General features: G+C 49.9%; 9 protein-coding genes and 1 CRISPR repeat array. All 9 genes read right to left on the reverse strand.

All coding sequences use genetic code 11. From position 1 onward, the window contains the following. Positions 1 to 131: 131 nt before the first annotated feature. The 9 genes from EL628_RS25320 to EL628_RS25355 all read right to left on the reverse strand — a co-directional run bounded on the left by EL628_RS25320 (position 132) and on the right by EL628_RS25355 (position 12,310). On the reverse strand, positions 132 to 1,301 hold the full coding sequence (locus EL628_RS25320) for a tyrosine-type recombinase/integrase (RefSeq protein WP_126582779.1): 1,170 nt from the start codon (positions 1,299 to 1,301) through the stop codon (positions 132 to 134). A 17-nt stretch (positions 1,302 to 1,318) separates the two neighbouring features. Next, on the reverse strand, positions 1,319 to 1,573 hold the full coding sequence (locus tag EL628_RS25325; RefSeq protein WP_126582780.1) for a helix-turn-helix transcriptional regulator: 255 nt from the start codon (positions 1,571 to 1,573) through the stop codon (positions 1,319 to 1,321). A 49-nt stretch (positions 1,574 to 1,622) separates the two neighbouring features. Next, positions 1,623 to 1,742: a helix-turn-helix domain-containing protein gene (locus EL628_RS30425; RefSeq protein ID WP_136626724.1), complete on the reverse strand. Its 120-nt coding sequence runs from the start codon at positions 1,740 to 1,742 to the stop codon at positions 1,623 to 1,625. A 123-nt stretch (positions 1,743 to 1,865) separates the two neighbouring features. After that, positions 1,866 to 2,966, reverse strand: a complete 1,101-nt coding sequence (locus EL628_RS25330) for a 3'-5' exonuclease (protein WP_126582781.1) — start codon at positions 2,964 to 2,966, stop codon at positions 1,866 to 1,868. A gap of 105 nt (positions 2,967 to 3,071) precedes the next feature. Continuing rightward, complete coding sequence (locus EL628_RS25335) at positions 3,072 to 4,070, reverse strand: hypothetical protein (protein WP_126582782.1); 999 nt, start codon at positions 4,068 to 4,070, stop codon at positions 3,072 to 3,074. A gap of 790 nt (positions 4,071 to 4,860) precedes the next feature. Continuing rightward, positions 4,861 to 6,021, reverse strand: coding sequence for a phosphoadenosine phosphosulfate reductase domain-containing protein (locus EL628_RS25340; RefSeq protein WP_126582783.1), 1,161 nt, complete (start codon positions 6,019 to 6,021; stop codon positions 4,861 to 4,863). 39 nt (positions 6,022 to 6,060) lie between these two features. Further along, positions 6,061 to 6,408 carry a hypothetical protein gene (locus EL628_RS25345; RefSeq protein WP_126582784.1) on the reverse strand — a complete coding sequence of 116 codons (348 nt, stop codon included), beginning with the start codon at positions 6,406 to 6,408 and terminating at the stop codon, positions 6,061 to 6,063. A 239-nt stretch (positions 6,409 to 6,647) separates the two neighbouring features. Beyond that, a CRISPR array of direct repeats spans positions 6,648 to 7,125; the repeat unit is 37 nt; unit sequence GTCAAAAAGGGCTCTGGATCCCAGTTGGGATTGTAAC. Between the two features lie 59 nt (positions 7,126 to 7,184). After that, positions 7,185 to 9,413: a DNA polymerase gene (locus EL628_RS25350; RefSeq protein ID WP_126582785.1), complete on the reverse strand. Its 2,229-nt coding sequence runs from the start codon at positions 9,411 to 9,413 to the stop codon at positions 7,185 to 7,187. Then, entirely contained in the window at positions 9,410 to 12,310 is a 2,901-nt protein-coding gene (locus tag EL628_RS25355; protein WP_126582786.1) for a bifunctional DNA primase/polymerase, read from the reverse strand. The genes EL628_RS25350 and EL628_RS25355 overlap by 4 nt, the downstream gene beginning before the upstream one ends. Positions 12,311 to 12,338 lie beyond the last annotated feature (28 nt).

A 12,338-nucleotide genomic window follows, 5' to 3' on the forward strand; every position in this document is an offset into this window, starting at 1 on the left:
AGAGCCCGATCTGAGTAAAGCGGCGGATGACGGAACTACAGCCGCGTTCAACACAGTTCATTAAAATACACCTAAATACACACTTTAAGGTGTCAATTGAGGTGTCAAAAAGCCGATAAACAATGGAAAGGCTACTCATTTTCCTTTTTAAAAAGATTTTCTATCTGAGAAGCTGCGTCTTTATGCATTTTCCGTGTAGCATGACCATAGACATCATCAGTCATTGAAATGCTACTGTGGCCCAGCATTTCCTTACGTACAACTGGATCAATACCTAGACGACGAAGAAGCATTGACGCATTATGACGTAATGCATGAAACTTTGTATGTTCTATCCCTGCCTCTTTCAATAACTTGCTAAAATGATGACGAATATGATCATCACTCATAAATCCACCAACCCGAGTACAAAACACCAGATCTAATCCCTTCCAATTTAGCTGCATTTCCTGAAGTTTTTTCTGTTCTTCCAGATGATTACGCAACAAATCTATAATGTCAGAAGGCAAAACAATAAGACGTTGGCCAGCAGCCGTCTTAGGAAGCCCTTCAATATACACCATCTTTTCTGAAACCGGATGCTTTGTATAATACAGTTTGTTGTGTATCTGCAAAACTCCTTCTTTGAAATCAATATCGGACCACTTCAAACCCAGCAATTCACCCTCGCGCATACCCAGAAAGAGAGCCATTACAAACAGCACATACCATTTCGATTTCTTTGCATGCTCTAGTAGCCTACTTAATTCTTCATCAGTAAACACATGCACCTTTGCACGACGAGCTTTCGGAAGTTTCGCATGAGCAACAGGATTATACAAAATCTTTTTCCATACCACCGCATCATTAAGAGACTGCTTCGCCAAACTATGGATAAGACGAATTGTATTTGGAGATAATTCCCCATCCCACGATTGATACAACTCTTGAAACATTTCGACAGTTAACTTCTTCATCTTTACATGCCCCAACCCTGGAATAAGCCTAGACTTAATATAACCTAGATACATAGAATATGTTTGTAACAATATAGTTGGGCCATGAACACCAATCCAATAAAGAAGATATTCCCCAAAAGTCTGATCCTTACCTACTGCAAGATTACCCGCATCTCGCTCATTAAGCATTCGCCGCTTAGCTCGTTCCGCTTCCTGTTTGGTATCATAGTACTCTTCTTTGCGCTTACCATCTCCCAAAGGCACACGGGCGACCCATCGACCATCAGCACGCTGTAAGACCGTCCCTTCACCACGAGCACGCCGCTTTTTTTCTGGCTTATCGGTTTGTTCTTTTTTTGCCATAACTTTTCTCCTATCGCTTAAGCGATAAACACATAGTTAGTCTGTCTTGTTAAAGCCCACTGATAGAGGCTATTGGTATCGAATCGAATCATACGACCGGACATACGGATTACAGGAAGGCCTTCATCGCGCATCAGCTCAAAAACTTTTGTACGACTAACCCCAAGCCAGGAAGCGGCACCCTTTACATCAAGAAGCTTCTCAGGAGCCGTACCAGGAGGAACCGAAACAACTCCAAATTTCCCTATTGGATTACGACGAGATCGAGCCATAACATACCTCTATTTCTGCTTCCCAGGAAACTGTAAGTAAGGAGTGATTTTATCTGCTAACCGAGCTGCGGCCAATGCCGAGAATCCGAGCAACCTGCTCAATAGTCAGAAGCGGAGGGCACAACTGAGGAGTGCCAGTACCCTCATCTTGCGTCTTGCGCTTGCACATCACATATTTCCTTTCATATCTAGTCAACTATCATCCTGATTGTGTCTGTCATACCCTCCACTTTTTTTGAGGGCCGGAGGTGCGCGTATCGAATGGTTTCCAGCTCTCGGGTAAGAGCATGGATTAGAAGGGATGATCCTCATTTTCGATTTCTCCCAACGGTGGCGATGCTTCTAAAGCAACTGTTTTCAGTGGCGAGTCATCTTTATCAGAGGAATCCGCGCGGGCAGCTAGTGCTTTCAAGACCCCCAGAGCGCTTTGAGCATCGGCTGTCGCACGGTGGGAACCTTCTGGCGTTTCCACTCCCAGCATGTCGCACGCCGTCCCCAACTTCTGCCAGGTATAAGAGCGGTAGTAGCTATTCCAGGCTCCGTGATACGCTGCATAGGGCTGCATCAAGTCTTCCCACTTTGCTGAAGGAAGTCTGTAACCGTATCTCTCGGCAGTCAATCTCAACAGCCTTCTGTCAAAGTCGGCGTTATAGACCAGCACATTGCGGTAGCGACGCAATATTGTCTTGATGGTAGGCCATACCTCAGGGAAGGTAGGTGCGGTCTGTAACATCTCAGGAGTGATGCCATGGATGTGTGTGGCCAGGTCGTGACGTGCAGGATCTTGCGGTTGGATCAGTGAGGAGAACACAACAGCACCAGAAGCACTCACAATGGCCAGCTCGATAATCTCATCACTATCGCCCAATCCGGTGGTCTCGCTGTCAAGAACGACCCATGTGGACGTCTTCTTAATATATTCAGCTGCCCAGAGGCACGCCTCCACCTGCCTCTCTTTCTGTTGGATCTCCCAGCGGCAACCAGGACAGTGTCCCAGAATCAGATAATGATGCTTATCTCTGCCATGGCTGCTATCGTAGAACCCACATCGCAAGCAGGTGTACGTTTGAACAAGCGCAGCGCGCATTTTTGTGATAGCCTCACGCTGCCGATCCGTTGGAACACGCCGAGGAACGGCCATCTGAATGTTGTAGAGGTAGCGGATATAGGGAGCCTTCTGGATAAAGTAGCAACCCTCTGGCTCACCCAGCGGTTTGAGCTTGAGCCTGCGCAGTTGGGTGTAAGTGTAGAGATGCTCTGGCCAGCTTCCATAGAGATAGCGAATAGCTCCTGGACAGAGTGATGAAGGCTCTTTTTTCCAGTCTCCGAGACAAACACTGCACGTGTAATTGCCGTTGATTTGCTGCGAGAGCACATGCCGCTTTTTTTCCATACGGTTCTCCTCACAAACATACAAAAGACCTCACTATCTTTTCAGACAGAGAGGTCAAACGTTTTACCAGTAATGATTGAAATGGGTGGTCCCGGACAGGTGGATCTATACTGCCAGGGTTAACTGTCGAGGTTTATTGAGGTATTGCGGGTCCTGGCGCGGATACCAGGGAGTTTGCCGAAAGTCAGCGAGCCAGAGGCGTGTGGCCTGCGTATGGCGTGCACGCTCCAGCCCTCGGCAGCCCTGACACTGATCAAAGTGCCCCGTCTTGCAGCTATCACGCACCGGCGGTTGATGATACATACCTGGTTTCATGCGCCACTCTGCATAGCCCCAGATACCCCGAACTGGCTGAATAGATGGCCCAACGCTATCCGTCGAAAGGGCAATGCCCCACTGATCGCAAAGCCAGAGCAGTTCGCCCAACGCCGGAGCATAGCAGACTCCCCAGATATGAATGCGCTTGACTCCCTGCCCTCCCAGGAAGGGGATTAAGCGGTACATCGTCTCGCGAAAATGGGGCATAATCTGCGCAGGCATTTTCCCCGTTATACACCAACCACCTAACGCAAAAGTATCTTCTGGCTGAAAGTAAGCTAACACTCTTTGTGCACAGTCCAGGTACTGTAATGCGGAGACGCCCTGGGCTGAGAGCAGGCAGGAGAGGCCATTACGATGCTGGGAGAGGAAGGCCGCTGCCTGCACCGTTTCCTCAACAGCATCCCTGGCATCTCCCTCAGACCAACGTCGCTTTCTACGTACAAAGGTTCCGTTCAGTTCGTTCTCATCCCACATCTCATCGATGAGAAAGTCATAGCTGGCCCGAGCTGTGACCCGATCGGCATAGCCAAAGCGTTCAGCGTGCCTTTCCTGCTGTTTGAGTGCCTCCGGAAAGCTCAGACGCTGACCTGGTCCGTCGGAGAAGGCTCCACTATCCTGAATAACCTGAGTGTGGGGGGCAACTTCGACCGAGGTGGTCGTTTTGCTAGTTGTAGTATTGCCTGTAACTGGAGAGATACAGGCAAAGGGCCCCGTGGCTGGTGCGTGATAGTTCCATCGTTTCTCACACTGACCACAGTAGAGCCGAATAGCTTCGTTTTCCATAATGGCCTTTCCTCAATGCGCTGCTGTTTGCACCTTGATTATGAAACCGGCAACAGAAGGCCTGTGTTTGCGGGAGGTGGGTGTGGTATTAGTCGTGAGCTGAACCTCCCGCAAGGCTCTAGAAGCCGTTTGAGAGGAGGATTCCTTAAGAAAGGTTCGAAATTTGACCTCTTCTGTGGGCAAAAAAAGCAGCCTCCCGCAAAAGCTGGCTTTTAGTGGCTTCTCATGCTACACTAGAGGGAGAGCCGTCGAAAAGGGTTCTGGATCTCGGTTGGGATTGTAACGATCACAGTAGCGTGCAACCCTGCTGCCACCTGGATAGTCGAAAAGGGTTCTGGATCTCGGTTGGGATTGTAACTCGACGGCTGCCACCTCCACAACCTGAAACCCTGGCTGTCGAAAAAGGTTCTGGATCCCCGTTGGGATTGTAACGGAGGTTGTCGTCTCATTGACGCCGGTGCCCTTTTTTGTCGAAAAGGGTTCTGGATCCCCGTTGGGATTGTAACCGCATGGTTCGGACGGCTGCCGCCTGCTCTACTGGCAGTCAAAAAGGGCTCTGGATCCCCGTTGGGGTTGTAACGTATGTTTGACATATATCCGCACATTGTTAATAGGCTAAAGCCGAAAGAGGCTTGCCATCTGGTCTCAAATTGAACTGATCTTATAGAGATAAGCTCTGTACTGAAAAACCCGCCTAAAAGTTCTTTTCAAGCATTTCCTTTTATTTATTCCATTCTTCTACCTCCACAATATTTCTCTCTTTTAAACGCAAACCATAGATGAGCAAAGCTCATAAGCTATGCTCGATATCCCATAAGTGGTGTTGATGTGGCACTGACATATGAGTGTCTTGTTGGTACCTCTTTTTTCCTTGATTGAGCTCTAGCAGCTCTTGATAACGAGCAATAATGGCCTCTGGGTCTCTGTATTGGATGGTGATCTGCATAAGATCTGCGACTGCATTTCGGACATCGCTCAGCAGGTGGGCTTCTTGTCTATTTGGGATCATGGTAGGCCAGCCCTTCGTATATAGAAGGTGTCTGGGTATTCTAGACTCAAGCTGCTCTCTTTGTGCTGCACATTGTCTGGCTTTTGCCAGGCCTGTGAGTTGCGTTTTACTTAGCAGTTGGGGGGCAATATCTCCAAGCCAGCGATCACTCTGGAAACTAAAGGATGAGGCAATCTCAAGATCAACCATCTCTCGATAGATCTCATGATTCGCCGGGTTCATTGCAGAGGCTTTGAGATCATCAAGGCCTGCGAGTATACAGTAGGCGCATGAGACCCGGCTCATTCCATAGGTAGCGTAAGCCTCATGTAGTGGAAAGTTATGGATACGGTGGTGCGCCAGAACATCCTCCAGCGACCAACTCAGAATGGGAAGCCAGTTATAACCTGTGGTTTCAAAAGTGGTACTGGTAAGTCTGACCTGAGGAGCACAGATTGGGGCTTTTGCACGTGCGGAGCTCTCCTGGCGACGAATACCTGCGGCATTGAGAATAACGGCCTTGGGATAGCGCTCAACAAGATCTCGGCAGATAATGGCTGTTTTGAGCTCGCTGGTACAGAAGCGCATCGAGGCCGTTGACCAGGGCAAGATGACTTTGACACAGAGTAACTGGCTGTAGCGTTCCACATTTCGTTGCCAGCGAGTTAGCCACCGATCCATCAGATCGCCAGCTTGTCTGCGAACAACGATCAGATCAAGCCCAAGACGTGTTGCCAATCGTTCACATGCAGGTAATGAGTCTGGATGTTCTACCCGGCCCAGATCGCTATGTACCAGGATCAAGGGGCCCTTATGCCCAACCACATTGAGATAAGCTTTGACTTCAAAGGCTGTAACATCGCTATCTTTACCGCCGGAGACTCCAACAGCTACTGGTGAATGCTTCTCGATCAAGGTAGTAAGTAGTGGCGTCGTTTCAATGTGAGGAAAAGGATACACCATAATGCACCTTCTTTCTGACTGGAGAATGAGCAATACCGTCTAGAGTGTAAGAAGCGCGAGCTCTTCTGGCGTTCGTAACCAACGACGGTACGCATCTTCTTCGCCTCGATGAACATGGCTTCGAGGGATTTGATACTGAATATGCTTTGCCACCCCTTGCGTTTCTAATACGATAGCCTCTGCTACAATGTAAGAGCCATCTGCCCGGCAATGACGATACAAGGCTTGTGGGGCTAGGCGAAGCCGCTCCTTCTCATAATATTGCGCCTCTTGCTCTAATCGAGCTATTACTTGCGTATGTTCTGCGATAGTTTGTCGCAGTTCTTTGAGGCGTTGAGAAACCTGCTCTAAGGAATGATGAGTTAAGGGGTCAATGATCTCTGACATGGCTCTGCCTTTCTCGTTAAAATCTTTTTGATTGAAGAACAGAACATAAGAAAGTGTTTTTGCGGGAGGTAGGTGCGGTGGTGGTCGTGAGCTGAGCCTCCCGCAAGGCTCTAGAAGCAGCTTGAGAGGAGGATTCCTTAAGAAATGCCCGAAATTTGACCTCTTATGGGGGCAAAAAAAGCAGCCTCCCGCAAAAGCTGGCTTTTAGTGGCTTCTCATGCTACACTAGAGGAAGAGCCGTCAAAAAGGGCTCTGGATCCCAGTTGGGATTGTAACACAAACCCTTGCCGCGCTGCTTCTCTTGATTTGGTGGTCAAAAAGGGCTCTGGATCCCAGTTGGGATTGTAACACCGAATCAGCAACGCGCTTAACAAACTCTGGGGTAAGTCAAAAAGGGCTCTGGATCCCAGTTGGGATTGTAACAGGCATCTTGCTTCAATAAGATCTACATAATCCTCAGTCAAAAAGGGCTCTGGATCCCAGTTGGGATTGTAACTCTACTGCAATCATATTAATTTACTCTTTCTTAATCGGGTCAAAAAGGGCTCTGGATCCCAGTTGGGATTGTAACCGCATTTAACGCGCTTGCGGACAACCCCGTCTGTTCGTCAAAAAGGGCTCTGGATCCCGGTTGGGATTGTAACCGCATTTAACGCGCTTGCGGACAACCCCGTCTGTTCGTCAAAAAGGGCTCTGGATCCCGGTTGGGATTGAGAACTCTGACCATAAACAAACCTTCTCCAGGGCTTAGGGTCCTGGAAGGGATTGAATAACAGCTACTCCTTCCGCCAATATTCATCTATGAGCACTTCAGCCTCAGGGATATGAACGACTTTGAGGAAGTCTCGGCAGGCTTGCTCCATGGCTTGCTTGAGAATCTGTTCGGCAGGCTCCAAGAGGTGGTCTGGGCACTCCAGGACGACCTCGTCATGAACGGCTAAGACGAGGGTCACTTCTGAGGGCAGGTTCTTCTGAAGAAGGTGGAGCATGCGCTTCATGATATCTGCATTGGTTCCCTGAATCGGATGGTTTTTGGCGGATCTCTCCATGCTTGCCCTGGTAGCCCTGTCTGTTTTCTCATTGACAATAAAGGGGCGTCTACGACCAGCCAGGGTGACACCATAGCCTCGCCTGAGCGTCTGCTGAGCCGTGATACGAAGCCACCGAGCTATCCCAGAATAGGTCTGGAAGTAGGTCTCCATAAGCTGTTTCGCGACATCTTCAGGAATGCCCGCACGATTCGCCAGACCTCGGGCTCCCATGCCGTAGGCAAGGCCATAGTTGATGGTCTTTGCAAGGGCGCGGGCAGGATACTGGCCTTTGTAGAGGTGTTTTCTGGTGTCGGTCTCTGGAGGAAGATTGAACATAAGCCTGGCCGTTTCTTCGTGCAGATCGGCCCCTTCAGCGAACATTCGCAAGAGGGTTTCATCGTTGGCTACCTCTGCCAGGATGCGGAGCTCGATATTAGAGAGGTCCGCTTTGAGTAGCTTATGGCCTGGTGGCGCAATAAAGCACCGACGGATGTTCTCGTCTTCATTCTTCTCTTTCGAGGGGATCTGTTGAAGGTTGGGTCGGCTACAAATGATGCGGCCAGAGAGGGCTCCGATCTGAGCATAATCACAGCGGAGCCGACCATCACTATCGATCATTTCAAGCAGGTTCTCTCCAAAGGCGCTCCGGAACTTTTGCAGCTTCTTCCATTGCAGAAGTTTTGCGATGACTGGAAAGGTTCCAGCAAGGGGTTCGAGGGTGTCCTCGCTGGTGGATGAGACCTCTATTCCCATTGCATTCAACCCTTTAAGAAGCTGGACTGAGGATTTCAGGTTGATCTCAGGCCCTCGAGGAGGCCGTGGAGAAACCTCATCCCACGCGACCATAGTCTGTTGGTAGGACGAGCTTCTTTGAGGCCCCTTGTTGGAGAAGGCTGTGCTCAATAACTCTGTTAACTCTGCCTCCAGGTGGAGTTGTCGTTCATATTTCGTGGCCAGGATCTCTCGCCAGAGGGTCTGATCGATGAGTACACCTCTCTGCTCAAGTGCCGTGATCGCCGGGATCGCTTGATTCTCAATCGCAACAATGCGTTTAAGGTCGTTTTTCTGTAGTTGCTTTTGTTGCAGTTGACCAATCTGATAGGGGACCTGAATATCTTGAATCATGTAGGCCAGCTGCTCTGGTGGAAACGGAGCTGCCCATTCCTCAGGCCGCAAATCTAATCCGGCAAACCATTGGCGAGCCTCTTTTCTGACAGGAAGACGATAGCGTGTAGCAACCGCCTGGAGATTGACTGGTACGTCAGGATCGAGTAACCCAACCCCGTGAATAAGTTGTTCAACCAGCATCGTATCGTACATCTTGCAAAGCTGAATGCCAAAGTGCACTTGTAAGAAGCCTGCATCAAATTTTAGATTGTGCCCAACCCAGGTGACATCGGCTTGTTGGAGGAGGGTGCGTAAAGCATATCTCCATTGAGCCTGCCATTCCGCGCTCAATCCGTAATAAGGTCGTAGATCCAGGAGAAAAACCTGACCTGGCCTCCCCAATGCAAGGGAGATAATTTTCTCTTTATGGGCCTTCAGACCAGTTGTTTCGAGATCTAGACAGATTGGCTTCTTCTCCCTCGAGAGACATTGCTGGATCTCCTCGATATCTTGAAGAAAGAAATCAGTCTGGGTGATGCGCTTTAAAGCGGGAAGAGTGGCACATTGCTGTTCAGAAATGAGTAAGCGATGGTGTTTGCAAGAGGGGACTCCTGTATCGCTATAATATTCAACAGTATTCTTACAGTGGGCGCATGTCTCCTCTTTGGAAGCTGTGGTGTTTGATGTTTCCACAGCGCGTTTTTTCTGCAAGTACTCTATCAAGATGGGTTTCTTTTTCGCCAACCACTCCCATTGAACCTCTGTGAGAGACCCTTCCGGGGCTTCTACTCTAAGCGTTGTCTCTCCCATGATGCTCAGCTGAACCCCCTTTTCGTGGAGTTTTTCAATAATTTCGTGGATGATCATAAGTCCCGTTTCTCCTTTCGATGTCCATCTGCGGGGGATTGTAGTGGTAGTGATGGCGGTAAGGATTTTTCGCAATATCCTTCAATGGCTGCGGTATGGCCTGGGGAGCCTTTTGAGCATGTCTGTTCTTTCTTTTGCCCGTTTTTTTGCGGGGTGTGAAGGGAGTGTTTTCCATCTATCTCATACCCCATTACATCTACCTCATCACCTAAAGAGGATTCCACATTTTCACTCTGCGTAGCATTGGAAAGACTCCCTGCATTCCCCGCAACTACGCGCCAAAGGCTTTTTTTATTGTGTTTATCAAAGGTCTTTTCAAGTCGTAAATTGTCTTCTCCAAAACAGGTCTCCACGTGCTTGTCAAGTGCTTTTCCGAGGCATATTTTGAAGGATTTGGGCTTCTCTTTGAGCGTGATTTGAAGTGGTTCGGGGAGGGCCTCTATGAGGTCAAAGTGGTATTTTGTATCACCACCTCCCGCAATTTTGCCTTCCCCTGTGATAATTGCACTAAGATCCGATACTGAGGTCCACTCTTCTCCAAAAACTTTCCTCCAGGAGAGGAGAAAGGTTTCCCATTGCGGACCCTCTTCATCCGCTTGCTCCTGAAGGGTATCCAGGTTGGCGAGGAACCCAGACACGCCTGCGTACTCGAGAATACCTCCTACAACTTCTACCCAACCGGTCATGGTTCCCATGGCGGGCAGGTGTTCGTATCGCGGTTTTCCTGCTGCGTACCAGGCTCGTGCTAGTGTGAGGAGTGCGCCTACAATCTCGGCACGATGTTCTAAGGCCCAACTGGCCAGGTCTGTGTGCTTAAATCCCTTCCGTTTAAAAGGCTTCGACATCCTGGCATCGAGCCGAATGCGATAACACCGACGAGCAATATCACCACCCAGACGAATGTTATTTCCGGTCGCGATCCAGGTCGCACGCTGAGGTACGCGAGCCATCTTGGATGCTCCCAGAATACGACCGCGCCACCAGTCTGATGTTAAGACCGCGTCGAGATGCTTGGACTGAAGGCGCTCCACGACGTTATCGATGGTGATCATGGTTGCACCTTCAATTAGTAATGAGGTAATGGACTTTTGAAGCTCATCCGGGTTATCTGAGAGGGTGAGAATCATCGCCCCCATTCCTGTTGCGATTATGGAGACGACATCACTGAGCAATCCTTTCCCTGTCCCCTGCTTTGGGGCGTCGATGAGGGCCATGGGCACATGTCGCTTGATTGCAGGCCGAAGTAGTGGCGTAAGCAGAAGCCCCAACGCGTTAGCCTTGTCAGCATCGGTAGCATAGGGGAACTCTCCAATCACGTCCCAGATTAGAGTCAGTGCTGCCTGTCGTTGCTCAGGTGTCGGGTCTAATGGGACTGACAGGTTCCCCATGCCTTCCTGAGGCGCATAGTACAGCCGCGATTTTTTATCATATCCTGATGCAGACAGAACACTCCCGTCCTGGCGGATTACTGGCGTCTCGACAATCGCTGTCAGCGGGGGAAAAGGGAGATAGGGTTTGTTACTCTGCCGGGCCAGGATCTGTTCTGCAATCTCTTTGGGCGGGGAAACGGGATATTGTATAGAACCACCCTCTTCTACACTCGCTTTTTTCAAGCGATAGAAGTTCGCTGAGTGAGTCATCACTTCTTTTACTTCTGGAACGCTCATTTGCGTAATAATGGGGCGTTTCTCTTCGTCCTGCCCAATGCTCACGAGCCGCGCTGCTTGAAGAAACAGGGTTGGTGCATGTTGTTCCGCGTGTTGAATTGCCTCGATCGCTTTATCGACCGCATTTCGCAGCTGGTCAGTGCCAACAATAATATCTGGCAGTGGTGCTTCCCCATCTGGGTGCCTCTGGCCTGTGGTTGGGGGAGACCCATGACCATTCCCATTAGAGGCTTGGCCAGATGAAGGTAAGAGGTCTGATTCAGGGAGCATATGAGAAGGTTCGGAGATGACCATAGTTTTTGTATTGATCACCCAGGGCTCACGTTTCTTGTGGCTATCTTTATATGCGCTGGCCAGGCTCGCAAAGGCTTCCTCACGCGTATAGGGTTCATATCCCCCCTTCGTATTCTCCTTTGGCGTCTGTTGACAATAGCGCTCGAGAATCTCTCTGGCCATTTCGAGCGAGTAGTGATGGTCGCGTAACTGGCAGGCCAGCCAGAAGCCAGTATCATTGCGGCCAGCTTCTTTCTTGATGACTCTGGTAAGTGCTCGGGTGAGCAGTGTCTCATGCGCGGTCTCTGCGACCTCTGGGACTGATGCATTGGGAGACTCCTCTGATAGGGCTATGCGGTGTTCAGGAAGGGCTGACTGGTGCAGAAATGCGACGAGTGCCTCAGGAAGTTGCAACAGGTCATCGGGTTCTGGGTCACGGAGCCAGAGATAGCGGCCAGCATGGCTCTCCCCACAGAAGAGGGCATTGCCTCCGTCTCCTCGAATATCGAGCCCTGGCCAGCGTTGACCCAGCTCTTTATTGCTTTTGCCAGCCAGCGTTGGCACATGCCACCCTGGGTGATGGAAATGGACGTGATAGCCACCAGACCCTGTCTGCACATGAGGCGAGAGCCCAAGTTGCTCGAGAGTCTTTTGTCCGGATTTCCCATCAAAATCAAGAACTACCCTTTGATTAATGGCCCCTGTCACCAGAGACCAGAGGGGCGGTTGATAGGTCTTCTGCCAGTATTCCACCTCTTGCAAAGAGGGGTGCCGGTTCTGAAGTGATCCCCAGGAGAAACGCTTCGGAGTGCCGTCTTTATTCAACCCACCAATCCTGACAGGTCCCTTATCTTTATCGCAGGGAAGAATTGACCATTGGAAATGGCGTACAGTATAGCGCGCCGTCTGGAAGGGTTCTTGTTCATTCCAGATGGCACTCATGGATGTGGTTGTCATAGAAGCAATTCCCCCTTTGCATCACGAG

Source organism: Tengunoibacter tsumagoiensis, assembly GCF_003967535.1.
Taxonomy (GTDB): domain Bacteria; phylum Chloroflexota; class Ktedonobacteria; order Ktedonobacterales; family Ktedonobacteraceae; genus Tengunoibacter; species Tengunoibacter tsumagoiensis.

Bases quoted from the DNA above. Each gene is read 5' to 3' on its own strand.
- EL628_RS25320 (WP_126582779.1), bottom strand. From the start codon at position 1,301: ATGGCAAAAAAAGAACAAACCGATAAGCCAGAAAAAAAGCGGCGTGCT.
- EL628_RS25325 (WP_126582780.1), bottom strand. From the start codon at position 1,573: ATGGCTCGATCTCGTCGTAATCCAATAGGGAAATTTGGAGTTGTTTCG.
- EL628_RS30425 (WP_136626724.1), bottom strand. From the start codon at position 1,742: ATGTGCAAGCGCAAGACGCAAGATGAGGGTACTGGCACTCCTCAGTTG.
- EL628_RS25330 (WP_126582781.1), bottom strand. From the start codon at position 2,966: ATGGAAAAAAAGCGGCATGTGCTCTCGCAGCAAATCAACGGCAATTAC.
- EL628_RS25335 (WP_126582782.1), bottom strand. From the start codon at position 4,070: ATGGAAAACGAAGCTATTCGGCTCTACTGTGGTCAGTGTGAGAAACGA.
- EL628_RS25340 (WP_126582783.1), bottom strand. From the start codon at position 6,021: ATGGTGTATCCTTTTCCTCACATTGAAACGACGCCACTACTTACTACC.
- EL628_RS25345 (WP_126582784.1), bottom strand. From the start codon at position 6,408: ATGTCAGAGATCATTGACCCCTTAACTCATCATTCCTTAGAGCAGGTT.
- EL628_RS25350 (WP_126582785.1), bottom strand. From the start codon at position 9,413: ATGATCATCCACGAAATTATTGAAAAACTCCACGAAAAGGGGGTTCAG.
- EL628_RS25355 (WP_126582786.1), bottom strand. From the start codon at position 12,310: ATGACAACCACATCCATGAGTGCCATCTGGAATGAACAAGAACCCTTC.